Raw genomic sequence first — 22,385 nt, 5'->3', positions numbered from 1 at the left:
CATGGCACGACGCGGGATTCTGGGGCGCTCTCGCCGGGAGTACAAGGTGCCCGAGCCGCACCCGTCCGGTGAGCGCCCGCCGAAGATCCCCGGCGAGCTCGTCCCGAACCACGTCGCCGTGGTCATGGACGGCAACGGCCGCTGGGCCAAGGAGCGCGGCCTGCCGCGCACCGAGGGCCACAAGGTCGGCGAGGGCGTCGTACTCGACGTGCTCAAGGGCTGCCTGGAGATGGGCGTCAAGAACCTCTCCCTGTACGCCTTCTCGACGGAGAACTGGAAGCGCTCGCCCGACGAGGTCCGCTTCCTGATGAACTTCAACCGCGACGTCATCCGGCGCCGCCGCGACGAGATGAACGAGCTGGGCATCCGGATCCGCTGGGTCGGCCGCATGCCGAAGATGTGGAAGTCGGTCGTCCAGGAGCTCCAGGTCGCCCAGGAGCAGACCGTCGACAACGACGCGATGACCCTGTACTTCTGCGTGAACTACGGCGGCCGCGCGGAGATCGCGGACGCGGCGCAGGCGATCGCGCGCGACGTGGCGGCCGGCAAGCTCGACCCGTCGAAGGTCAACGAGAAGACCTTCGCCAAGTACATCTACTACCCGGACATGCCGGACGTGGACCTGTTCCTGCGCCCGAGCGGCGAGCAGCGCACCTCCAACTACCTGCTCTGGCAGAGCGCGTACGCCGAGATGGTCTTCCAGGACGTGCTGTGGCCGGACTTCGACCGCCGCGACCTGTGGGCGGCCTGCCTGGAGTACGCCCAGCGCGACCGCCGCTTCGGGGGCGCCGTCCCGAACCAGGCGGAGCCGGGCCCCAAGGCCTGACCCGACGGCCTCACCCGGCGGGCCGAGCCGGTGCCTGCGACCGGCTCGGCGCCCCGGCGGGCGATAGGGTCCGATGTCATGGACATTGTTGAACACCCGGACGGGCGGCAGGGCGGCGCAGCCGGGGCGGACGGCCCGGCGGTCGAGCTCGTCTACCAGAACACCGTGGCCGACTTCGCCGGCGCGCTGCGGGCGCGGGCCGCCCGCACGGGGGCGGCGCGCCGCAAGAAATGGCTGTTCAGCTTCACCGGGACGCTGTCCCTGATCGGCGGCGCCGCGCTGCTCGCGGGCAACGAACCCGATGTCGGCCGGGCCGTGGCCTTCCTCGTCGGCGGCGTGCTCCTGTGGGTCATCGGCCCCCTCGGCCCGCGTCTGCAGGCCCGGGCCCTGCGCGGACTGCTGGAGAAGACGGGAGAGACCCGGGCCGTCATCGACGGCACCGGGGTCCGGTTGACGGCGACCGCCTGCGACACCCGCATCGGCTGGTCGGCGCAGCCCACGTACGCGGAGACGGACGAGCTGTTCGTCATGCTCAGCGAGGACAAGCGGGCCGTGGCCATGACCGTGCTGCCGAAGCGCGGGGCCGGGAGCCCGGCGGACATCGACCGGCTGCGGGCGATCCTGGACGCGAACCTGAGGCGGCTCTAGGAGGCGGCCGCGGCCGCGCAGTCGGCGCAGGTGCCGAAGATCTCCACCGTGTGGGCGACGTTCACGTATCCGTGTTCCGCCGCGATCGACTCCGCCCACTTCTCCACCGCCGGGCCCTCGACCTCGACGGCCTTGCCGCACTTGCGGCAGACCAGGTGGTGGTGGTGGTCCCCGGTCGAGCAGCGCCGGTAGACCGACTCGCCGTCGCTGGTGCGCAGCACGTCGACCTCGCCGGCGTCGGCGAGCGACTGGAGGGTGCGGTACACGGTCGTCAGGCCCACGGAATCACCGCGGTGCTTGAGCATGTCGTGCAGCTCCTGGGCGCTGCGGAACTCGTCCACCTCGTCCAGCGCCGCCGCCACGGCTGCCCGCTGCCGGGTGGATCGTCCTCGTACTGGCGCGGTATTCATCTCGCCAGGCGCAGTCGCCACCGGTTCCTCCTCGTATCGGCCTCGGCCCATTGTGCCAGGCGGCCGACTCCCTCAGGGGGTGGCCGGCGGATCATGGCCGGGTCCGGGCCCGCCGGACGCCCCCTAGACCTTCACATCATCGCGCGTGCAGACCTCTTCGGCGGCGCGGGCCGCATTCGCCCGTCGCCGGGCCAGCGGGGTGGACAGTGCGGTCATCACCATGAAGACGCCGATGGCGAGCAGGACGATGGTGCCGCCGGAAGGGGCGTCGATGTAGTACGTCGCGACGGTGCCGGAGAGCGAGACCAGCACGCCGATGACCATCGCCACGGACAGGGTGGCGGTGAACCCGCGGGTGACGCGCTGCGCCGCCGCGACCGGGATCACCATCATGGCGCTGACCAGCAGCAGGCCGACGATCCGCATGGCCACGGTCACGGTGACGGCGGCGGTGACCGCGATCAGCAGGTTCAGGAAGCGCACCGGCAGGCCGGTGACCCGGGCGAACTCCTCGTCCTGGCAGACGGCGAACAGCTGGCGGCGCAGGCCGAGGGTGACGGCGATCACGAACGCCGCGAGGATCACGACCGCGGTGACGTCCTCGGCGGAGACCGTGGTGATCGAGCCGAAGAGGTAGCTGGTCAGATTGGCGGTCGAACCGCCCGGCGCCAGGTTGATGATCATCACGCCGCCGGCCAGGCCGCCGTAGAAGAGCATGGCGAGCGCGATGTCGCCGCTGGTCTTGCCGCGGGATCGGATCAGCTCCATGCCGACCGCGCCGATGACCGCGACCAGGGTCGCCATCCACACCGGGCTCGCGTTGAGCAGGAAGCCGAGCGCGACACCGGTCATGGCCACGTGCCCGATGCCGTCGCCCATGACGGCCTGGCGGCGCTGCACGAGGTACGTGCCGATCGCGGGGGCGGTGACGCCGACCAGGACGGCCGCGAGCAGGGCCCGCTGCATGAAGGCGTAGGTGAGGAGGTCCATCAGCTCAGCAGTCCCGTCCGGAGCGGCTCGGTGTCGTGCGCCGCGTGGGGGTGTACGTGGTCGTGGCCGGGCAGGGCGTGCTGGCCCACGGCCTCCGGGGGTGCGCCGTCGTGGACGACGCAGCCGTCGCGCAGGACGACGGCGCGGTCGATCAGCGGCTCCAGCGGGCCCAGCTCGTGCAGGACGAGCAGAACGGTCGTGCCGGCGGCGACCTGCTCGCGCAGGGCGTTCGCGAGGACCTCCTGGTTGGCGAGGTCCACGCCGGCCATCGGCTCGTCCATGATCAGCAGTTCGGGTTCCACGGCGAGCGCCCGTGCGATGAGCACGCGCTGGTGCTGGCCGCCGGAGAGGGCGTTGACGGAGGCGTCGGCGTACGGGCCCATGTCGACGAGGGCCAGGGCCCGATCCACGGCGGCCTTGTCGGCCTTGCGGAGGATGCCGAAGCGGGAGCGGGCGAGCCGCCCGGAGGAGACGACCTCGCGGACGGTGGCCGGGACGCCGCTGGCGGCGGTGGTGCGCTGCGGGACGTACCCGATGCGCGACCAGGCGCGGAAGCGCTTGAAGTCGGTGCCGAACAACGCCAGCTCGCCGTCGGACAGCGGGACCTGGCCGACGACGGCGCGCACGGCCGTGGACTTGCCGGAGCCGTTGGCGCCGAGCAGGGCGACGACCTCGCCGCGCCGGACGGTGAGGTCGACCCCGCGCAGCACGGGGCGCGAGCCGAGCGAGGCGGTGGCCCCGCGCAGGGATATGACGGGCTGGTCCGCTGCCTCGGCGGGCTGGAACTCCATGGCACGCGCCTCCGTTACTGCCATTACTTGCTACCGAGTGCCTTCTGCAGGTTCTTCAGGTTGGACCGCATGACCTCGAGGTAGTCAGCGCCCTGGGACTTGTCGGTGATTCCCTCGAGCGGGTCGAGGACGTCGGTCTTCAGGCCCGTGTCGGTGGCGAGCGTCCTGGCCGTCTTGTCGCTGGCCAGTGTCTCGAAGAACACGGTCGAGACATTGTCCTTCTTCGCGACGGCCTGGAGTTCCTTCATCCGGGCCGGGCTCGGCTCGGACTCGGGGTCGACGCCGGAGATGCCCTCCTGGTCGAGGCCGTAGCGCTCGGCGAGGTAACCGAAGGCGGAGTGCGTGGTGATGAAGGTCTTGGAGGCGGTGTTCTTCAGGCCGTCCTTGAACTCCGCATCGAGCGCGGTCAGCTTGCCCACCAGCTCGTCGGTGTTCTTGCGGTAGTCCGCCGCGTGCTCCGGGTCCGCCTTCTCCAGGGCCGCGCCGACGCCCTTGGCGACCTCGGCGTACTTCACCGGGTCGAGCCAGATGTGGGGGTCCTCGCCGGCCTCGCCGTGGCCGTGGGCGTGGCCCTCGGCCGCCTCGCCTTCGGAGTGGCCCTCCTCGCCCTCGTGGGCGTGGTCGTGGCCGGACGAGCCGTGGACCTCGAGCTTCGTGAGGGTGGCGGCGTCGACCACGTGCTTCACGCCGGACTGGGCGACGGCCTTGTCGACGGCGGGCTGGAGGCCCTTGAGGTAGAGGACCACGTCGGACTCGCCGAGCTGCCCGGTCTGCTTCGGGGTGATCTCCAGGTCGTGCGGTTCGACGCCCGGCTTGGTGAGGGTGGCGGCCTTCACGTGGTCCTTGCCGATCTGTTCGGCCAGGAACTGCATCGGGTAGAACGACGCCATGACCTGGAGCTTGCCGTCCCCGGCGCCGCCGGCGGCCGAGGCTCCGGAGCAGGCGGTGAGGGCCGTGGCGCCGAGGGCGACGGCTCCGGCGAGGGCGGCTGCGGGTATGAGGCGTCGTACGTTCATGACATCCATTTTCATCAAAAATGGAAACGGTTGTCAAAAACCCTGGTGGGGAGCCCTGGGGAGGGGCCGTGGAAGGGGGTCCCGATTTGAAAGGGGGGGTGCGGGCGCCGGTAACCTTGAGTCTTCGCCGTTCGTCCTCGTAATGAAGAGAGCACCGTGGCCGCCGACAAGATCGAAACCATCGTCAGCCTGAGCAAGCGCCGTGGCTTCGTTTTCCCGTGCAGTGAGATCTACGGCGGCTCCAGGGCTGCCTGGGACTACGGCCCGCTCGGTGTCGAGCTCAAGGAGAACATCAAGCGCCAGTGGTGGAAGGCGATGGTCACCGGACGTGAGGACATCGTCGGCATCGACTCGTCCGTGATCCTGGCCCCCGAGGTCTGGGTGGCCTCCGGCCACGTCGCGACCTTCTCGGACCCGCTGACCGAGTGCACCTCCTGCCACAAGCGCCACCGCGCCGACCACCTGGAAGAGGCGTACGAGGCCAAGCACGGCCGTCTGCCCGCCAACGGTCTCGCCGACATCAACTGCCCCAACTGCGGTGTGAAGGGCCAGTTCACCGAGCCGAAGCAGTTCTCCGGCATGCTGGAGACCCACCTCGGCCCGACCCAGGACACCGGCTCGAAGGCGTACCTGCGCCCCGAGACCGCCCAGGGCATCTTCACCAACTTCGCCCAGGTGCAGACCACCTCGCGCAAGAAGCCCCCGTTCGGCATCGCGCAGATGGGCAAGTCCTTCCGCAACGAGATCACCCCGGGCAACTTCATCTTCCGCACGCGCGAGTTCGAGCAGATGGAGATGGAGTTCTTCGTCAAGCCGGGCGAGGACGAGCAGTGGCAGGAGTACTGGATGGCCGAGCGGTGGAACTGGTACCGCGACCTCGGCATCCGCGAGGAGAACATCCGCTGGTACGAGCACCCGAAGGAGAAGCTGTCCCACTACTCGAAGCGCACCGCCGACATCGAGTACCGCTTCAACTTCGGCGGCAACGAGTTCTCCGAGCTCGAGGGTGTGGCCAACCGCACCGACTTCGACCTCAAGGCCCACTCCGCCGCCTCGGGCCAGGACCTCACGTACTTCGACCAGGAAGCCGGTGAGCGCTACACCCCGTACGTCATCGAGCCGGCGGCCGGCGTCAACCGCGCCATGCTCGCCTTCATGCTCGACGCGTTCAACGAGGACGAGGCCCCGAACGCCAAGGGCGTCATGGAGAAGCGCACCGTGATGCGCTTCGACCCGCGCCTGGCCCCGATCAAGGTCGCCGTCCTGCCGCTGTCCCGCAACGTGCAGCTGTCGCCGAAGGCCAAGGGCCTCGCCGCCGACCTGCGCAAGAACTGGAACATCGAGTTCGACGACGCGGGCGCCATCGGCCGCCGCTACCGCCGCCAGGACGAGATCGGTACGCCGTTCTGCGTCACCGTCGACTTCGACACCCTGGACGACAACGCGGTGACCGTGCGCGAGCGCGACACCATGAAGCAGGAGCGCGTCTCCCTGGACCAGATCCAGAGCTACCTCGGCAGCCGCCTGCTCGGCTGCTAGGTCCCGCCTGGCTGCTTGTTTCGCTTGAACGACCGGTGGCCCGGTGCGCGGATCGCGCACCGGGCCACCGGTCTTTTCACGTGTGACGCGGGCGGGCCCGGTCAGGCCGCGGAGCCCTCGGCCTGCGCGGCCGCGGCGGCTGCGGCCCGCTTCTCGCCCTCCGCCTTGGCGCGCTTGACGAAGCGGGCCGTCCAGAGGGCCAGGCCGCCGAGCGTCCCGTAGATCATGAAGGGGCTGAGGGCCACCATGGTGGAGGTGTCCAGGACGAACGACAGGACGATCCGGACCGCCGCCTCGATGAGGTAGACCACGCCCCAGACCAGGGTCATGCGGCGCTGGGTGTTGCGGAAGCCCTCGAACCGCCACAGGTCGTTGTAGTACGCCACGCCTGCCGGGGTGCCGTCCGTGCCGAACTTACGGCCGAAGTAGAACATCAGCGGCCGCGGCGCGAGCAGCGTGGCCAGGCACAGGAGCCCGAACAGGCCCGTGACGACGGAGTCCTTGACCAGCAGGGCCTGGGCGGACTGGGCGCCCACGAGGGGGACCATGGCTGTGATCACCAGGAACACCAGGGTGACGATGGCGAATTCGTCGAGCTTGCGCCGCCAGGCCACCATGATGGCGCTTTCGAGCACCGGCCAGGCGCCACTGGCCAGCAGGGCCGAGGTCTCGCTCCAACCGTGGTCGTGGACGAGCGTGTTGTAGGTGATGATCGGGGCGGCCACGTTGAGTGCGATGGTCAGGATCAAGCCGATCGCCGCGGCACCGCCCGAACGGGCCGGAGCTGCGGGCGGTGCTGCCTGAGTGGGTTGAGCGGACAAGGTTCCCCCTGGAACGTGCCTGATGAAGTGCGGTAGGGGGACCGTATGGAATTGACGGGGTACAGACAAGGAAGACGCGCCCAAAATGATCATCAAGCTGTCCGGAGTGGCTTATTCCGGACGTTGTCGTGGGCGTTGCCGACCCCGTCAGGCGCGCAGGCCCCGGATCACGAGGGCGGTGACGGCCTCGAACTCCGTGATGATCGTGGGCGAGAGCCAGTCGGCCGCGTACTGCGGATCGTGGAAGCGGCCGGTGGCGTCGAACACCGCCCGGGCGGCGGCCGGCACATCGGGCGCACTGAGCGAGCCCGCCGCGACGCCCTCGGAGATGATCCGGTCCAGCTGGTCGATCAGCTGGCTCAGGTGGTGGTCCACCACACCGCTGTTCTCTGCGAGCAGCACCGTGTACGTCGCGAACAGCTCGGGGTCGTCACCCGCCTTGTGCCGCTTGGCCTCGAAGAGTGCCTCGAGCCAGGCCTCCAGCTTGGAGGGCGCGGCCGCGCCCGGGTCGGAGGCGATCTCCTCCAGGCGGACGACGTTCTTGGCGAGCCAGCGGTCCGTGACCGCCTCGCGCAGCGCCGCCTTCGACGGGAAGTGCCGGTACACGCTGCCGTGGCTGACGCCCAGGGCGCGGGCCACATCCACGACGGTCGCCTTGGTGGGGCCGTAGCGGCGCAGCACCTCCTCGGTGGTCTCGAGGATGCGCTCGGGTGTCAGGGGCTCGGCAGCAGCGGGGGGCATGAGTACGACCGTACCGCCCGCTCAGTGCTCGCTGTCGAGGTGGGCCATCTGCGCCGCCGGGTACCGCTCGCCGGCCGCGGCTCCCGCAGGGACCGCCTCCTCGATGGCCGCCAGGTCCGCAGGGGTCAGCTCCAGGTCCATGGCACCCAGTGCCTCGGACAGCCGGTCCCGGCGGCGGGCGCCCACCAGCGGCACGATGTCCTCGCCGCGCGAGAGCACCCAGGCGATGGCGGTCTGGGCGACGCTGACCCCCTTGCCCTCCGCGACCTTGCGCAGGGCCTCGACCAGGTCGAGGTTGCGCTGCAGGTTGTCGCCCTGGAAGCGCGGGCTCATCCCGCGGAAGTCGCCCGGCGCCAGCTCCCGGTCGCGGCTGAAGTGCCCGCTGATCAGACCGCGGCTCAGCACCCCGTACGCCGTGACCCCGATGCCCAGCTCGCGGGCGGTCGGCAGGATCTCCTCCTCGATCCCGCGGGAGATGAGCGAGTACTCGATCTGGAGGTCCGCGATCGGGGCCACGGCCGCGGCTCTGCGCAGCGTGTCCGCGCCGACCTCGGAGAGGCCGATGTGCCGCACGTGCCCGGCTTCGACGGCCTCGGCGATGGCGCCGACGGTCTCCTCGATCGGGACGGCCGGGTCGACACGGGCGATCCGGTAGATGTCGATGTGGTCCCGGCCGAGGCGCTGGAGCGAGTAGGCCAGGAAGTTCCTGACGGCCTCGGGGCGGCCGTCGTATCCGGTGAAACCGCCCTCGACCGTGCGCAGGGCGCCGAACTTCACGCTGATCAGGGCTTGTTCGCGGGCCGCGGCGGGCGCGGTGCGAAGGGCCTCGCCGATGAGCATCTCGTTGTGCCCCATGCCGTAGAAGTCGCCGGTGTCGAGCAGCGCACCGCCGCCCTCGGGGACGGCGTCCAGGTAGGCGTGGATGGTCGCGAGCGACTCCGTGCGGTCGGCCTCCCCGTACAGGGCGGACATGCCCATGCAGCCCAGCCCCAGGGGGAAGACGGAGGGGCCGGTCGAGCCGAGGGTGCGGGTGTTCTCGTTCTTGGTCATGGAACAACCATGGCATGACGGGTGACAGATTTCAATATCTGTCACCCGTCAGGGTGGCTATGCCGCCATCCGCAGGGCGAGCGCCGCCGCCGCGACCAGGGCGAGGACGGCCGCCGGCGCCAGTTCGGAGTCCTTCACGCGCAGGTGGCTGATGACCGCGCCGATGAAGTAGAGGGTCACGCCGACGGCGGCGGCCACGCCGAGCGGGGTCACCCACAGGCCTGCGACCAGGCCCATTGCGCCGGCCGCCTTCAGGGTGGCCAGCCGGGGCAGCCAGCTGTCGGGGACCTGGACCTTCTGCATGCTCGCCACGATCGCGTCGTTGCGCCGGAGCGTGAGCGTGGCGGACGCGGCCAGGACGAGGGCGAGCAGGCCGGCGACGACGGCGTACGCGATGAACATGATGGACTCCAACGATCGGGGGTGTGAAATCATTGAATAGCATCAACGATCTAATCTGAGCAACCATTCCCGGATTGTTACGATGTCTGATATGACGGCAGCTCAGGAGTCTCCGCACCCGCCGCAGCGGCTCGGCCTGCTGCTGGCCTGGCACGGCTCGATCACCGAGACCCGCATGAAGAAGGCGCTCAGCGCGGCCGGGCTCCCCCCGCGGCACGCGATGACGCTGATGCGCCTGGAAGAAGGCCCCATCAGCCAGCGGGCACTCGCCGAGGGGCTCGAGGTGGACCCGAGCGTGCTGGTCGGCATCCTCAACGACCTGGAGGGCGAGGGCCTCGCCCTGCGGCGCCGGGATCCGGCCGACCGCCGCCGCCACAACGTGGCCATCACCGAGGCGGGATCGGCCGCCCTCGCCAAGACGAACGCCGCCCTCGACGAGGTCGAACTCTCCCTGTTCGCCGCGCTCTCGCAGCAGGACCAGGACGCACTGCGCAGCCTGTTGGCCCGGATCGACTCGAACGCCGACGACTTCAACTGCGGCGAGTAGCCGCGTGGGCGGCCCGCCCGGCCGTCAGCCGCGCGGCGGGGCCCCGGCCGCCTGCGAGGAGGCCGTGGCCGTCTGCTCCAGCCGGCGGGCGGTCCGCGCCGCCGTCCCCATGGCCCACCGGCCACTGGTCGCGGCGCCCACCACGAGTACGAGCAGTCCGCAGCCCGTGATGATCCACCAGGCCGGCCGCGTCGCCTCGACGAAATCGGCGCCGGCCGCCGTCCCGGCAGCCAGGACCGCGCCGATCACGGCCACGCCCAGCGTGCCGCCGGTCTGCCTGCTGGTGGAGGCGACCGCGGCCGCCACCCCCGCCTGGGACCGGGGCATCCCGGAGACGGCCGTGTTGGTGATGGGCGCGTTCACCATGCCGAACCCGAGCCCGAACAGCACGTACGCGGTGAAGAGCAGCGACGTCGAGGTCTCCGCCGAGAACGCGGCGAACAGCACCCCGCTCGCCGCCATGGCCGTCCCCGCGATCAGCAGCGATGGCCGCGGCCCCCGGTTGCCGACCAGCCGGCCCGACAGCGGCGCGCACAGGAAGGTCATCAGAGCCATCGGCAGCATGTAGAGCCCCGCGTCGAGCGCGCTGAGCCCCCGTACCTCCTGCAGGTACAGGGTGTTCAGGAACAGGAACCCGGACAGCGCGGCGAAGGCACCGATCGCGATCACCGTCGCGCCGCTGAAGGGGGCGCTGCGGAAGAACCGCGGATCGATCAGCGGCTCCGTCCGCCGCGGCTCGTAGACCAGCAGGCCCGTGAGCGAGGCCACGGCCAGGGCCGCGCAGCCGAGGATGACCGGGGAGTCCCAGCCCGCGCTCGGCGCCTCGATGATCCCGTACGTCACGGAGCCGAGCAGGGCCATGACCAGCAGCTGGCCCACCGGGTCCGGGCGACGCGGGCGCGCGGCCCGCGACTCCGGGACGAACCGCAGGGTCAGTGCCAGGGCCAGCAGCCCGACCGGGAGGTTGATCCAGAAGATGGAGCGCCAGCCGACGGACTCCACCAGCAGGCCGCCGATCAGCGGGCCCACGGCCATGGATATGCCCACCACCGCGCCCCAGGCGCCGATGGCGCGGGCCCGCTCGCGCGGTTCGGTGAAGGTGTTGGTGATGATCGACATGGCGACCGGGTTGAGCATCGAGCCGCCCACGGCCTGGACCATCCGGAAGGCGATCAGCCATTCCAGGGTCGGCGCCAGCGAGCAGAGCAGCGAACCCGCCGTGAAGACGACGAGTCCCGCGGTGAAGACCCTGCGGCGCCCGATCCGGTCCGCGGTGGAGCCCGCCAGCATCAGCAGCGAGGCCAGGACCAGCGTGTACGCGTCGATCGTCCACTGCATGCCGGAGACCGAGGCGCCCAGCTCACGGCGCATCGAGGGCAGGGCGACGTTCAGGACGGTCACGTCGAGGCTGACGATGAGCAGGCTCATGCAGCAGATCGCCAGGATCAGCATCCTGCGGCGGCGGCTCGGCTCGGGCATGCTTCCGATAGTACGCCTAACTAAAGAGATGCGTGCTCCGGTTCGGCTGGGCGACAATGGGGGGATGACCACGCTCCCCCCGCCGCTCGCGATCGGCCCGCACACCGTGCAGCCCCCCGTGGTGCTCGCCCCCATGGCCGGCATCACCAATGCCCCGTTCCGCACCCTCTGCCGCGAGTTCAGCGGCGGCAAGGGGCTGTTCGTGAGCGAGATGATCACGACCCGCGCCCTGGTCGAGCGCAACGAGAAGACCATGCAGCTGATCCACTTCGACGAGACCGAGAAGCCTCGTTCGATCCAGCTGTACGGAGTCGACCCGGCGACGGTCGGCAAGGCGGTCCGCATGATCGTCGAGGAGGACCGGGCCGACCACATCGACCTGAACTTCGGCTGCCCGGTCCCCAAGGTGACCCGCAAGGGCGGCGGCTCCGCGCTCCCGTACAAGCGGAACCTGCTGCGCGCGATCCTGCGCGAGGCCGTCGCGGGCGCCGGCGACCTGCCGGTCACGATGAAGATGCGCAAGGGCATCAACGACGACCACCTCACCTACCTGGACGCCGGCCGGATCGCCGTCGAGGAGGGCGTCACCGCCATCGCCCTGCACGGGCGCACCACCGCCCAGCACTACGGCGGCACCGCCGACTGGGACGCCATCGCGCGGCTCAAGGAGCACGTGCCGGAGATCCCCGTGCTCGGCAACGGCGACATCTGGTGCGCCGAGGACGCGCTGCGCATGGTCCGCGAGACCGGCTGCGACGGCGTGGTCGTCGGGCGCGGCTGCCTGGGCCGCCCCTGGCTGTTCAACGACCTGGTGGCGGCCTTCGAGGGGCGTCCCGAAGACTTCCACAAGCCCACGCTGCGCGAGGTCGCGGCCACCATGCACCGGCATGCCGAGCTGCTGGGGCAGTGGATCGGCGACGAGGCGCGCGGGGTGATCGACTTCCGTAAGCACGTGGCCTGGTACCTCAAGGGCTTCTCGGTGGGTTCCGAGATGCGGAAGAAGCTGGCGGTGACCTCGTCGCTGGCCGAGCTGGATGCTCATCTGAGCGAGCTCGACCTGGACCAGCCGTGGCCCGACAGTGCGGACGGCCCGCGCGGCCGGACGTCCGGAAACAACCGGGTTGTCCTGCCCGACGGCTGGCTGAAGGATCCGTACGACTGTGCCGGGGTGAGCGAGGACGCCGAACTGGACACGTCCGGAGGCTGAGAAACAGCTGACAAATTATGCCGCCGGCGGCGTGACATACACCACGCATGGGTGGGGTTGCGCTCACATGAGCGCGAAAATCACGGGTAAGACTTCCAAAGGGTGGCACTGGGTGCCACCCTTTGTGCGTTCAAGACTTGAACGCAAATGTATCGATGATCGCTCATCCGAGCGCAAACAAGCCTCAGGAGGCCCTTGATCCTTCGGGAGGTGAACGCTCTTCGTAGGTTCTGGCTACTGATCGGTTACTTTCGATCTGCTGGCGCACGAGTGGTTACAGCCGTATGACGACCAAGTGGACGTACCCAGAAGCCTTCGATCTGGGTATGTTCCTGGCCGTCAGGGCAGCCACCGAGTCCTCGAGGAGTCGAGACCCGTGTCGGAAAACAAAGATCAGAAGTTCGTCTACGACTTCACCGAGGGAAACCGCGACCTCAAGGACCTTCTCGGCGGCAAGGGGGCCAACCTCGCCGAGATGACCAACCTGGGTCTGCCGGTCCCTCCCGGCTTCACCATCACCACCGAGGCCTGCAAGGTCTACCTCGCCAGCGGTGAGGCCCCGGCCGCGCTGCGCGACGAGGTCAGCGCCCACCTGGCCGCCCTCGAGGCGAAGATGGGCAAGAAGCTCGGCCAGTCGGACGACCCGCTGCTGGTCTCCGTGCGCTCCGGTGCCAAGTTCTCCATGCCCGGCATGATGGACACGGTCCTCAACATCGGCCTCTCCGACGAGTCGGTCGTCGGCCTCGCCGCCCAGGCCGGCAACGAGCGCTTCGCCTGGGACTCGTACCGCCGCCTCATCCAGATGTTCGGCAAGACCGTCCTCGGCGTCGAGGGCGAGCTCTTCGAGGAAGCCCTCGACGAGGCCAAGGCCGCCAAGAAGGTCGCCGTCGACACCGACCTCGACGCCGCCGACCTGAAGAAGCTGGTCACCCGCTTCAAGAAGATCGTCGCCAAGCAGGCCGGCCGCGAGTTCCCGCAGGACGCCCGCGAGCAGCTCGACCTCGCCGTCGAGGCCGTCTTCAACTCGTGGAACACCGACCGCGCCAAGCTCTACCGCCGCCAGGAGCGCATCCCGAGCGACCTGGGCACCGCGGTCAACATCTGCTCCATGGTCTTCGGCAACCTCGGCCCCGACTCCGGCACCGGCGTCGCCTTCACCCGCGACCCCGCCAGCGGCCACGCCGGCGTCTACGGCGACTACCTGCAGAACGCCCAGGGCGAGGACGTCGTCGCGGGCATCCGCAACACCGTCCCGCTGGCGGACCTCGAGGCGATCGACAAGGCCTCGTACGACCAGCTCATGACGATCATGACGACGCTGGAGACCCACTACAAGGATCTCTGCGACATCGAGTTCACCATCGAGCGCGGCCAGCTGTGGATGCTCCAGACCCGCGTCGGCAAGCGCACCGCCGGTGCCGCCTTCCGCATCGCCACCCAGCTCGTCGACCAGGGCCTGATCGACGAGGCCGAGGCCCTCCAGCGCGTCAACGGCGCCCAGCTGGCGCAGCTGATGTTCCCGCGCTTCGACGAGGGCGCCACGACCACGCTGCTGGGCCGCGGCATCGCCGCCTCCCCGGGCGCGGCCGTCGGCAAGGCCGTCTTCGACTCCTACACGGCCGTCAAGTGGTCCCGCTCCGGCGAGAAGGTCATCCTGATCCGCCGCGAGACCAACCCCGACGACCTGGACGGCATGATCGCCTCCGAGGGCATCCTGACCTCGCGCGGCGGCAAGACCTCGCACGCCGCCGTCGTCGCCCGCGGCATGGGCAAGACCTGCGTCTGCGGCGCCGAGGACCTCGAGGTCGACACCAAGCGCCGCCGCATGACGGTCGGCGGGACGGTCGTCGAAGAGGGCGACGTCGTCTCCATCGACGGCTCCACCGGCAAGGTCTACCTCGGTGAGGTACCCGTCGTACCGTCCCCGGTCGTCGAGTACTTCGAGGGCCGCATGCACGCCGGCGCCGACGACGCCGACGAGCTGGTCGCCGCCGTGCACCGGATCATGGCGTACGCGGACCGCGTCCGGCGCCTGCGGGTGCGCGCCAACGCCGACAACGCCGAGGACGCGCTGCGCGCCCGCCGCTTCGGCGCCCAGGGCATCGGCCTGTGCCGCACCGAGCACATGTTCCTCGGCGAGCGCCGCGAGCTGGTCGAGCACCTGATCCTCGCGGACACCGACAAGGAGCGCGAGGAGGCACTGAGTGCCCTCCTGCCGCTGCAGAAGAAGGACTTCGTCGAGCTGTTCGAGGCGATGGACGGACTGCCCGTCACCGTCCGCCTCCTGGACCCGCCGCTCCACGAGTTCCTGCCCGACATCACCGAGCTGTCGGTGCGCGTCGCCCTCGCCGAGGCCCGCAAGGACGCCAACGAGAACGACCTGCGCCTGCTCCAGGCCGTGCACAAGCTGCACGAGCAGAACCCGATGCTGGGTCTGCGCGGTGTCCGTCTCGGCCTGGTCATCCCCGGTCTGTTCGCCATGCAGGTCCGGGCGATCGCCGAGGCCGCCGCCGAGCGCAAGAACGCCAAGGGCGACCCGCGCGCCGAGATCATGGTCCCGCTCGTGGGCACCGTCCAGGAGCTGGAGATCGTCCGCGAGGAGGCCGACGCGGTCATCGCCGAGGTCGAGGCCGCGACCGGCACCAGCCTCAAGCTGACCATCGGCACGATGATCGAGCTGCCCCGCGCCGCCCTCACGGCCGGGCAGATCGCCGAGGCCGCGCAGTTCTTCTCCTTCGGTACGAACGACCTGACCCAGACGGTGTGGGGCTTCTCCCGCGACGACGTCGAGGCCAGCTTCTTCACCGCGTACCTGGAGAAGGGCATCTTCGGGGTCTCGCCGTTCGAGACCATCGACAAGGACGGCGTCGGCTCGCTGGTCCGCAGCGCGGTCCAGGCCGGCCGGGCCACCCGCCCCGACCTCAAGCTCGGCGTCTGCGGCGAGCACGGCGGCGACCCGGAGTCCGTCCACTTCTTCCACGAGGTGGGCCTCGACTACGTCTCCTGCTCGCCCTTCCGGATTCCGGTGGCGCGCCTGGAGGCCGGCCGTGCCGCCGCCGAGGCGAAGGGCAGCGACAGCCGCTGACCCCTCCACGGCCCTGACAGGGCCTGCCGACTGCGCGTCCGCCCCCGGGTTCCCTGACCCCCGAGGGCGGACGCGCCCATTTTTTGTTGTTCAACAAATCTTTACGCCAGCAGGCGGTGGACGGATCCCCACCCGTCCACCGCCTGCTGTCAATCTGCCAGGCACGTCGGCGCTTCCCGGTGCGACCGACCGCCAGGCCCCGCAAAGCCCCCCACGGCCTTCACGGAGCGTTTCGGTCGCACCGGAGTGTGCCTGGCGGAGTACAGGATTTCGGTTGTCACGCCCCCGCCGAAAGGGGTTTCAACTGTGGCCGAAAGGGCGTGGTGACGTCGTGTGACGGCGTGCATACTCATGGGGCGGGGGGATTGCGGTTGCACAGGTGGGGGTTCGGTGCTGCGTATCCATTTCACTGGAGTGGACCTGGCACGCGTACGGATGGCAGGGCGTCCCGATGCGTTGTGGGAAACGATTCTGAGTTTTCACCGCTTAAGAGACCGGCGCGATGCCCGGCTCTTCGGTGAATGGCGTACGGAAACCCGGAGCAGGTTGAATAGTGAAACACGTTTGCTTGGTGCGCTCATACCGAGTCGCGGTTATTTTCCCGATTTCCTGACCCCTGTGGAGGGGCAGTACGGGTGGGACGTGGGACTCGACGCCCTGCGCGGGATCCGCCCCGAGCGGATGCGGCGCGAGCTGACGCTGCTGGGCGCGGGCACGGGCGTGGGAGCCGCGTTCGGCATGCCCTCGGCCGTGAGCGGAGGCGCCGACGCGTCGGTCCCGCGGCGGCTGCGGGACTTCATGGACGGCGGCACCAAGCACCTGCCGAGGCTGCTGGGCGAGCTGCGCGGCTACCACCGGGCGGCCGTGGAACCGTACTGGACGCACATCCAGGCCCAGATCGAGGCCGAGCGGGCCGCGCGCGGCCGGGCCCTGCTCGACGGCGGCGCCGACGAGCTGCTGGCCTCGCTGCCGCCGATGCTGCGCTGGCGGGCCCCGGTCCTGGAGTGCGACTACCCCGTGGACCGCGACGTACGGCTGCGGGGGCGCGGGCTGCTGCTCCAGCCGTCGTTCTTCTGCCGGAAGACGGCGGTGACCCTGCACGACCCGGAGCTGCCCCCGGTGCTGGTCTACCCGGCCGCCGCGCAGCTTGCCTCGGCGCCCACCGGCGGCGAATCGATTCGGCCCCTGGAGGAGCAGCGCCAGCGCACGCTGGGCAAGCTCGTCGGGCACACCCGCTCGGTGGTGCTGCGGGCCATCGGCGACGGCGCCACCACCAGCGAGCTGGCCCGCCGGGCCGGGGTCTCGCTGGCCTCCGCGAGCCAGCACGCCTGCGTGATGCGCGAGGCGGGTCTGGTCACCACCCTGCGCCGGGGCAACGCCGTCCTGCACACGGTGACCCCGCTGGGGGCCGCGCTCCTCAAGGGCGGCGCGGTGGCCTCGTAGCCGCCCACGGGCCCCGGACCGGGAATCGCGGTCCGGGGCCCCGGGGAGCGCGGTCCGGGCCCCGGCGAGCGCCGCCGTCACACCCGGAAGGGCCCGGTCACCTCGTACGTGATGCCGCCGGAGGAGCTGCCCGTCGTGCCGCGCTGGCTCGAGAAGTACAGCCGGGTGCCGTCGGGGGAGAAGGCCGGGCCGGTGATCTCCGAGGAGGACTGGCCGGTGATCCGCAGGAACGGGGCGACCACGTCGTCCGGGGTGATCACGCAGATCTCCATGTTGCCGCCGTCCTCGGCCACGTACAGGTCCCCATAGGAGGAGCCGGTGACGTTGTCCACGCCCGTCAGCGGGGCCGCGCCGCCGGGCACGAGCGAGTCGTCGTAGGCCAGCTCGTACGTGCCGTTCGCCAGGTCGACCTGCCAGACCCGGTTGTCGCCCTTGGTGGTGAACCAGACGGTGTCGCCGGCGTAGTGGCAGCCCTCGCCGCCGTTGAAGTGCTTGGCGCCGGAGACCTGGGTGCGGGTCGTGGTCGGCGAGCCGTCCGGGTCGGGCACGTCGGCCCAGGTGAAGGAGCCGGAGGAGGCGGAGCCGGCCACCAGCACCTGGAGGGTGCCGGAGGACAGGTCGCCCCAGGTCGTGGGCAGGAACCGGTAGAAGCAGCCGTTCGTCTCGTCCTCGGTCAGGTAGATCGCCCGGCGCACCGGGTCGGCGGCCGCGGCCTCGTGTTTGAACCGGCCCAGCGCCGGCCGCTGCACGGCCGCGTTCACCCCGTAAGGGTCGGTCTCGTAGACGTGCCCCAGGCTCACCTCCTCGCAGGACAGCCACGTGTTCCACGGGGTCCGGCCGCCCGCGCAGTTCTGCCGGGTGCCGGAGAGGATCCGGTAGGCGCCGGTGACCGCCCCGGAGGAGTCCAGCTTCACCGCGCTCGCGCCGCCGGACGGGTTGATCTCGGAGTTGGAGACGTAGATCCAGCCGGTGCCGTCCGGGAAACAGGCGCCGCCGTCGGGCGCGCTGTGCCACTTGTAGCCCGTGGGCCCGACGTTCTGGCCGGACCGGGCGATCACGCGGCTGCTGAAGCCCGCCGGCAGCCGGATGCCGTTCGCGTCCGCAGCGCCGAGGGCCCCGTAGGGCCCGGCACCGGGCTGGGCGGGTGCCGCGTAGGCGGCCCCGTGCGTCAGCGTGCCGCCGAAGGCGGCGGCCGAGGAACCGATCACGGCGCCGCGCAGGAAGGTACGACGTTCCACGGTCACTCCTGTCGGAGGAGAGGCTCCGCATCCGGGCAGGCGCGGAGTCGCACGCGCAGAGGACGCTACGAGCGCCGCATTGCCGCAGTCTCAACGCGGCATGACGCGGGGGCGACCGGTTCGCGTGCGATCGGCACGGTGTTTCGGTCCGCACGATGTGACGAACCGCGGGACTTTCCGCCCTGGGGGGACTCCGCTTCGGCGAGGATGGTGAAGCAATGAACCAGTTCGCCGCGGACAACGACATCTCCGGCCGCGCCGACCTCGCCGTCGTGCTGCGCCGCTTCTACACCGCCGCCTTCGCCGACCGGCGCATCGGGCCGTTCTTCACCGAGGTCGCCGGGACGGACCTCGAGGTCCACCTGTCCCGGATCACCGACTTCTGGGAGCGGGCCCTGTTCCGCACGGCCGACTACCGGCGCGACGCCTTCGCTCCGCACGCCGCCCTGCACGCGGCGCGCGCGCTGACCGCCGAGGACTTCGGGCGCTGGGTGCAGCTGTGGCACGCCACCGTCGACGGCCTGCACCGGGGGCCGACCGCGGAGCGGGCGAAGGCGACCGGCGAGCGCATCGCGCTGGCCCTGCACCGGCGGCTGGCCGGGCCGGATCCCGCGCTGCTGCGGGGGGAGGACGCCCGCGGGTTCGTACCGCTGGCCGTGCTGGAGCTCCGGTCCACGGCCTGACCTGCGATGACGGATCCCGGTCGGTGGGCCCCGCGGAGATCTCCGGAGAATTTTCCGCAGGAGCGATGAGTTTTCCCGGCGCCCCCGGTCCATCTCTCGAAAGCACACCACGCGAGAGAAGAGGAACCGAGATGCCCACCATGATCTTCGTCAACCTGCCGGTCAAGGACATCGATGCCGCCAAGGCGTTCTGGGGCAAGCTCGGCTACTCCTTCAACCCCCGGTTCAGCGACGAGAACACCGGCTGCCTCGTCATCAGCGACACGATCTTCGCGATGCTGATGACCGAGGCCCGGTTCAAGGACTTCGCCACCAAGGAGGTGGCGGACGCCACCAAGAGCACCGAGGTCATGCTCGCCCTGAGCGCGGACAGCCGGGAGAAGGTCGACGAGGTGGTCGACGCCGCCCTCGCGGCGGGCGGCACCGAGCCCCGCCCGGCCCAGGACCTCGGCTTCATGTACGGACGCGCCTTCGAGGACCTGGAGGGCCACGTCTGGGAGTACGTCTGGATGGACCCGGCGGCCGTCCAGGGCTGACGCCCCGGCGCGCCCGCCGGCCTGCGCCGCTCCCTCGCTACGCCACCGCGCCGGAGGTCACGGCGGTCCGCACCGGATAGGTCCGGACCGCCGCCTCCTCGTCGTCCAGGCAGCGACCCGACGCGAGGTCGAAGCGCTGCTTCAGCAGCGGCGAGGCCACGAACGGCTTGCCGTCGATGCAGCCGACCAGCCCCCGCGAGAGCACGGCCGCCCCGGTGAACGGGTCCTGGTTGTCGATGGCGTACATGCCGCCCGAGCGGCCGATGAACACCGCGGCCTGGCTCCCGTCGGGCAGCAGGACCGCCACCCCCCGCCCGGGGGTCAGGTCGGACAGCTCGCACACCGTCAGCCAGCCTTCGGCCACGTGCAGTTCCACGGTCATCGGGTGCCTCCCACGGCCTCCAGCGGCCGGATGTTGAGAATGGTCAGGTCGGGCTTGACCTGGTCGCGTTCGGGGACGAACTTCACGGTCGGGTCGGGGGCGCCCGGCGCGTTGACGAAGGACACGAACCGGCGCAGCCGCTCCGGGTCCTGGAGCGTCTCGGCCCATTCGTCGCGGTAGTGCGACACGTGGTCGGCCATGAGCGACTCCAGCTCCGCACACAGCCCGAGCGAGTCGTGCACGACCACGTCCCGCAGGTGGTCCAGGCCGCCCTCCAGCCGGTCCAGCCAGGTCGAGGTGCGTTCCAGCCGGTCCGCCGTGCGGATGTAGAACATCAGGAACCGGTCGATGAGCCGCACCAGTTCGGCGTCGGACAGGTCCTGCGCCAGCAGGTCCGCGTGGCGCGGGGTGGCCCCGCCGTTCCCGCCGACGTACAGGTTCCAGCCGTTCGCCGTCGCGATCACCCCGAAGTCCTTGCTCTGCGCCTCCGCGCACTCGCGCGCGCAGCCGGACACCGCCGACTTGAGCTTGTGCGGGGCGCGCAGGCCCCGGTAGCGCAGCTCCAGGTCGATGGCCATCCGCACGCTGTCCTGCACCCCGTAGCGGCACCAGGTCTGGCCCACGCAGGACTTCACCGTCCGCAGCGCCTTCCCGTACGCGTGGCCGGACTCGAACCCGGCCTCGACGAGCCGGGCCCAGATCCGCGGGAGCTGGTCGACGCTGGCGCCGAAGAGGTCGATGCGCTGCCCGCCGGTGATCTTCGTGTAGAGGCCGAAGTCGCGGGCGACCTCGCCGATCACGATGAGCTTGTCGGGGGTGATCTCGCCGCCGGGGATGCGCGGGACGACCGAGTACGAGCCGTTGCGCTGGAGGTTCGCGAGGAAGTGGTCGTTGGTGTCCTGCAGGGCGGCCTGCTCCCCGTCGAGGACGTAGCCGCTCGCGCCGAGGGTGGGGGCGAGCGAGGCGATGATCGAGCCGACGGTCGGCTTGCAGACCTCGCAGCCGTCGCCGCCGCGGGCCGCTTCCCGGCCGTGGCCGTCGAGGAGCTGCTCGTACGAGGTCAGCCGACGGGTACGGACGATCTCGTAGAGCTCGGCGCGGGTGAAGGGGAAGCAGTCGCACAGCCCTTTGTCGGCGGGCGCGGGCAGCAGCTGGCCGATCACCTTGAGGCAGCTGCCGCAGCCGGTGCCCGCCTTCGTGCACTGCTTGACCTCGGGGAGCGTGGCGCAGGCGGTGATCGCCTTCTTGGTGACGTTGTGGCAGGAGCAGATCACCGCGGAGTCGGGCAGCGCCGACGGGCCGAGCGCGACGGGCGCGCCGAGGCCGGCGGGCAGGACCAGCTGGTCGGGGCTGACGGGCGGGACGCTGCCGGTGAGCGGGCGCAGCAGGCCGTACGAGTCGGCGTCGCCGACCAGGACCCCGCCGAGCAGCACCCCGTCGGGGGAGACGACCAGCTTCTTGTAGACGCCGGAGCGGGAGTCGGAGTAGACGACGTCGAGGCTGCCCTGCGTGGCGCCGTGGGCGTCGCCGAAGGAGGCCACGTCGACGCCGAGCAGCTTGAGCTTGGTGGAGAGGTCGGCTCCGGTGAACTCCTTGTCGCGGCCCAGGAGGTCCTCGGCGGCGGTCTCGGCCATCTCGTAGCCGGGGGCGACCAGTCCGTAGACGCGGCCGTCGGTGGCCAGCGCGCACTCGCCGATGGCGTAGACGCGCGGGTCGGACGTGCGGCAGCGGGCGTCGACGCCGATGCCGCCGCGCTCGCCGACGGTCAGGCCCGCGTCGCGGGCGAGCTGGTCGCGGGGGCGGACCCCGGCGGAGAAGACGACGAGGTCGGTGTCGACGGTGGAGCCGTCGGAGAGCCGCATTCCGCTGACGTGGCCGTCCTCTGCGGTGACGACCTCCTGGGTGCCGACGCCGGTGTGGACCGTCAGCCCCATCGACTCGATGGTGCGCAGCAGGGCCGCGCCGCCGCCGTCGTCGACCTGGACGGGCATCAGGCGCGGGGCGAACTCCACGATGCGGGTGGCGAGGCCGAGGCCCTGGAGGGCGCCGGCGGCTTCGAGCCCGAGGAGACCGCCGCCGACGACCGCGCCACTGGTGCGGGTCTTGGCGTACTCCTCGATCGCGAGGAGGTCCTCGATGGTGCGGTAGACGAAGCAGCCGGGGGCGTCCTTGCCGGGGACCGGCGGCACGAAGGGGTAGCTGCCGGTCGCCAGGACGAGCACGTCGTACGGGAACACCCGCCCGGAGCGGGAGGTGACGGTACGGGCCTCGCGGTCGATGCTCTCGGCGGGGTCGCCCAGGTGCAGGTCGATCCCGTGCTGCTCCATGAATCCGGCGGGGGTGAGGGAGAGGTCCTCGGGGGTGCTTCCGGAGAAGTACGAGGTGAGGTGCACGCGGTCGTAGGCCGGCCGGGGCTCCTCGCAGAGCACGGTGATGCGGTGCGTGGCGGTGGCCCCGCGCTCGGCGAGTGCCTCGAGGTAGCGCTGGCCGACCATGCCGTGGCCGATGAGCACGATGGCGGGAGTGGGCGTGGGCGTGGCTGCGGCCATGA

The 22,385-nt window shown here is 70.6% G+C and carries 21 protein-coding genes; 9 read left to right on the top strand and 12 right to left on the bottom strand.

From position 1 onward, the window contains the following. Position 1 precedes the first annotated feature (1 nt). Positions 2–826 (top strand): isoprenyl transferase, encoded by an 825-nt coding sequence (locus ACFYXK_RS03400; RefSeq protein WP_389409609.1) that lies wholly within the window; start codon positions 2–4, stop codon positions 824–826. Between the two features lie 78 nt (positions 827–904). Continuing rightward, entirely contained in the window at positions 905–1,474 is a 570-nt protein-coding gene (locus ACFYXK_RS03395; RefSeq protein ID WP_389409608.1) for a YcxB family protein, read from the top strand. On the opposite strand, the gene ACFYXK_RS03390 is transcribed toward ACFYXK_RS03395, so the two are convergent. The 4 genes from ACFYXK_RS03390 to ACFYXK_RS03375 form a co-directional block, all read right to left on the bottom strand. Further along, positions 1,471–1,905: a Fur family transcriptional regulator gene (locus ACFYXK_RS03390; RefSeq protein ID WP_383515741.1), complete on the bottom strand. Its 435-nt coding sequence runs from the start codon at positions 1,903–1,905 to the stop codon at positions 1,471–1,473. The genes ACFYXK_RS03395 and ACFYXK_RS03390 overlap by 4 nt on opposite strands. A gap of 102 nt (positions 1,906–2,007) precedes the next feature. Then, positions 2,008–2,874 carry a metal ABC transporter permease gene (locus tag ACFYXK_RS03385; RefSeq protein WP_389409607.1) on the bottom strand — a complete coding sequence of 289 codons (867 nt, stop codon included), beginning with the start codon at positions 2,872–2,874 and terminating at the stop codon, positions 2,008–2,010. Beyond that, entirely contained in the window at positions 2,874–3,665 is a 792-nt protein-coding gene (locus ACFYXK_RS03380; RefSeq protein WP_389409606.1) for a metal ABC transporter ATP-binding protein, read from the bottom strand. Before ACFYXK_RS03380 ends, ACFYXK_RS03385 begins: the two co-directional genes overlap by 1 nt. A gap of 23 nt (positions 3,666–3,688) precedes the next feature. Further along, a complete protein-coding gene (locus tag ACFYXK_RS03375; protein ID WP_389409605.1) occupies positions 3,689–4,681 on the bottom strand; it encodes a metal ABC transporter substrate-binding protein in 993 nt (330 codons plus the stop codon). A 156-nt stretch (positions 4,682–4,837) separates the two neighbouring features. Here ACFYXK_RS03375 and ACFYXK_RS03370 point away from each other — a divergent pair, with 156 nt between their 5' ends. Continuing rightward, positions 4,838–6,220: a glycine--tRNA ligase gene (locus ACFYXK_RS03370; RefSeq protein ID WP_389409604.1), complete on the top strand. Its 1,383-nt coding sequence runs from the start codon at positions 4,838–4,840 to the stop codon at positions 6,218–6,220. A 101-nt stretch (positions 6,221–6,321) separates the two neighbouring features. Here the strand turns inward: ACFYXK_RS03370 and ACFYXK_RS03365 are convergent, their stop codons facing one another. From ACFYXK_RS03365 to ACFYXK_RS03350, 4 genes are all read right to left on the bottom strand, one after another. Next, positions 6,322–6,969: a VC0807 family protein gene (locus tag ACFYXK_RS03365; protein ID WP_389409603.1), complete on the bottom strand. Its 648-nt coding sequence runs from the start codon at positions 6,967–6,969 to the stop codon at positions 6,322–6,324. Positions 6,970–7,188: 219 nt separating this feature from the next. Then, positions 7,189–7,782 carry a TetR family transcriptional regulator gene (locus ACFYXK_RS03360; protein WP_389409602.1) on the bottom strand — a complete coding sequence of 198 codons (594 nt, stop codon included), beginning with the start codon at positions 7,780–7,782 and terminating at the stop codon, positions 7,189–7,191. Between the two features lie 21 nt (positions 7,783–7,803). Further along, on the bottom strand, positions 7,804–8,832 hold the full coding sequence (locus tag ACFYXK_RS03355) for an aldo/keto reductase (protein WP_389409601.1): 1,029 nt from the start codon (positions 8,830–8,832) through the stop codon (positions 7,804–7,806). A gap of 57 nt (positions 8,833–8,889) precedes the next feature. Then, positions 8,890–9,234 carry a DoxX family protein gene (locus ACFYXK_RS03350; protein WP_389409600.1) on the bottom strand — a complete coding sequence of 115 codons (345 nt, stop codon included), beginning with the start codon at positions 9,232–9,234 and terminating at the stop codon, positions 8,890–8,892. 91 nt (positions 9,235–9,325) lie between these two features. On the opposite strand from ACFYXK_RS03350, the gene ACFYXK_RS03345 reads away from it, so the two are divergent. Next, complete coding sequence (locus tag ACFYXK_RS03345; RefSeq protein ID WP_389409599.1) at positions 9,326–9,781, top strand: MarR family winged helix-turn-helix transcriptional regulator; 456 nt, start codon at positions 9,326–9,328, stop codon at positions 9,779–9,781. Positions 9,782–9,805: 24 nt separating this feature from the next. On the opposite strand, the gene ACFYXK_RS03340 is transcribed toward ACFYXK_RS03345, so the two are convergent. Further along, positions 9,806–11,260 carry an MFS transporter gene (locus tag ACFYXK_RS03340; protein ID WP_389409598.1) on the bottom strand — a complete coding sequence of 485 codons (1,455 nt, stop codon included), beginning with the start codon at positions 11,258–11,260 and terminating at the stop codon, positions 9,806–9,808. Positions 11,261–11,324: 64 nt separating this feature from the next. On the opposite strand from ACFYXK_RS03340, the gene dusB reads away from it, so the two are divergent. The 3 genes from dusB (at position 11,325) to ACFYXK_RS03325 (ending at position 16,995) form a co-directional block, all read left to right on the top strand. Then, positions 11,325–12,467 (top strand): tRNA dihydrouridine synthase DusB, encoded by a 1,143-nt coding sequence (gene dusB, locus ACFYXK_RS03335; protein ID WP_389409597.1) that lies wholly within the window; start codon positions 11,325–11,327, stop codon positions 12,465–12,467. Between the two features lie 376 nt (positions 12,468–12,843). Further along, complete coding sequence (gene ppdK / locus ACFYXK_RS03330) at positions 12,844–15,552, top strand: pyruvate, phosphate dikinase (RefSeq protein WP_389409596.1); 2,709 nt, start codon at positions 12,844–12,846, stop codon at positions 15,550–15,552. Between the two features lie 390 nt (positions 15,553–15,942). Then, positions 15,943–16,995, top strand: coding sequence for a helix-turn-helix domain-containing protein (locus ACFYXK_RS03325; protein WP_389409595.1), 1,053 nt, complete (start codon positions 15,943–15,945; stop codon positions 16,993–16,995). A gap of 77 nt (positions 16,996–17,072) precedes the next feature. Here the strand turns inward: ACFYXK_RS03325 and ACFYXK_RS03320 are convergent, their stop codons facing one another. Then, positions 17,073–18,233, bottom strand: a complete 1,161-nt coding sequence (locus ACFYXK_RS03320; RefSeq protein WP_389409594.1) for an alkaline phosphatase PhoX — start codon at positions 18,231–18,233, stop codon at positions 17,073–17,075. 218 nt (positions 18,234–18,451) lie between these two features. Between ACFYXK_RS03320 and ACFYXK_RS03315 the strand changes: the two genes are divergently transcribed. Both ACFYXK_RS03315 and ACFYXK_RS03310 read left to right on the top strand, forming a co-directional pair. Beyond that, complete coding sequence (locus tag ACFYXK_RS03315) at positions 18,452–18,916, top strand: group III truncated hemoglobin (protein ID WP_389409593.1); 465 nt, start codon at positions 18,452–18,454, stop codon at positions 18,914–18,916. 131 nt (positions 18,917–19,047) lie between these two features. Then, positions 19,048–19,452: a VOC family protein gene (locus ACFYXK_RS03310; protein WP_389409592.1), complete on the top strand. Its 405-nt coding sequence runs from the start codon at positions 19,048–19,050 to the stop codon at positions 19,450–19,452. Positions 19,453–19,489: 37 nt separating this feature from the next. On the opposite strand, the gene nirD is transcribed toward ACFYXK_RS03310, so the two are convergent. Next, positions 19,490–19,834: a nitrite reductase small subunit NirD gene (nirD, locus tag ACFYXK_RS03305; RefSeq protein WP_389409591.1), complete on the bottom strand. Its 345-nt coding sequence runs from the start codon at positions 19,832–19,834 to the stop codon at positions 19,490–19,492. Next, positions 19,831–22,383, bottom strand: a complete 2,553-nt coding sequence (gene nirB / locus ACFYXK_RS03300; RefSeq protein WP_389409590.1) for a nitrite reductase large subunit NirB — start codon at positions 22,381–22,383, stop codon at positions 19,831–19,833. Before nirB ends, nirD begins: the two co-directional genes overlap by 4 nt. Positions 22,384–22,385 lie beyond the last annotated feature (2 nt).

The organism is Streptomyces sp. NPDC002209 (assembly GCF_042890265.1).
Classification (GTDB): Bacteria; Actinomycetota; Actinomycetes; order Streptomycetales; family Streptomycetaceae; genus Streptomyces.
The sequence above is the reverse complement of the archived record's forward strand: the minus strand, read 5'-3'. Positions and strand labels throughout refer to the sequence as shown.

What these genes read in the sequence shown, in the direction of transcription:
- ACFYXK_RS03380 (WP_389409606.1), bottom strand. Translation starts at nt 3,665, where the DNA reads ATGGAGTTCCAGCCCGCCGAGGCAGCGGACCAGCCCGTCATATCCCTG.
- ACFYXK_RS03395 (WP_389409608.1), top strand. Translation starts at nt 905, where the DNA reads ATGGACATTGTTGAACACCCGGACGGGCGGCAGGGCGGCGCAGCCGGG.
- ACFYXK_RS03375 (WP_389409605.1), bottom strand. Translation starts at nt 4,681, where the DNA reads ATGAACGTACGACGCCTCATACCCGCAGCCGCCCTCGCCGGAGCCGTC.
- ACFYXK_RS03385 (WP_389409607.1), bottom strand. Translation starts at nt 2,874, where the DNA reads ATGGACCTCCTCACCTACGCCTTCATGCAGCGGGCCCTGCTCGCGGCC.
- ACFYXK_RS03360 (WP_389409602.1), bottom strand. Translation starts at nt 7,782, where the DNA reads ATGCCCCCCGCTGCTGCCGAGCCCCTGACACCCGAGCGCATCCTCGAG.
- ACFYXK_RS03340 (WP_389409598.1), bottom strand. Translation starts at nt 11,260, where the DNA reads ATGCCCGAGCCGAGCCGCCGCCGCAGGATGCTGATCCTGGCGATCTGC.
- ACFYXK_RS03315 (WP_389409593.1), top strand. Translation starts at nt 18,452, where the DNA reads ATGAACCAGTTCGCCGCGGACAACGACATCTCCGGCCGCGCCGACCTC.
- ACFYXK_RS03355 (WP_389409601.1), bottom strand. Translation starts at nt 8,832, where the DNA reads ATGACCAAGAACGAGAACACCCGCACCCTCGGCTCGACCGGCCCCTCC.
- ACFYXK_RS03350 (WP_389409600.1), bottom strand. Translation starts at nt 9,234, where the DNA reads ATGTTCATCGCGTACGCCGTCGTCGCCGGCCTGCTCGCCCTCGTCCTG.
- ACFYXK_RS03345 (WP_389409599.1), top strand. Translation starts at nt 9,326, where the DNA reads ATGACGGCAGCTCAGGAGTCTCCGCACCCGCCGCAGCGGCTCGGCCTG.
- nirB (WP_389409590.1), bottom strand. Translation starts at nt 22,383, where the DNA reads ATGGCCGCAGCCACGCCCACGCCCACTCCCGCCATCGTGCTCATCGGC.
- ACFYXK_RS03400 (WP_389409609.1), top strand. Translation starts at nt 2, where the DNA reads ATGGCACGACGCGGGATTCTGGGGCGCTCTCGCCGGGAGTACAAGGTG.
- nirD (WP_389409591.1), bottom strand. Translation starts at nt 19,834, where the DNA reads ATGACCGTGGAACTGCACGTGGCCGAAGGCTGGCTGACGGTGTGCGAG.
- dusB (WP_389409597.1), top strand. Translation starts at nt 11,325, where the DNA reads ATGACCACGCTCCCCCCGCCGCTCGCGATCGGCCCGCACACCGTGCAG.
- ACFYXK_RS03310 (WP_389409592.1), top strand. Translation starts at nt 19,048, where the DNA reads ATGCCCACCATGATCTTCGTCAACCTGCCGGTCAAGGACATCGATGCC.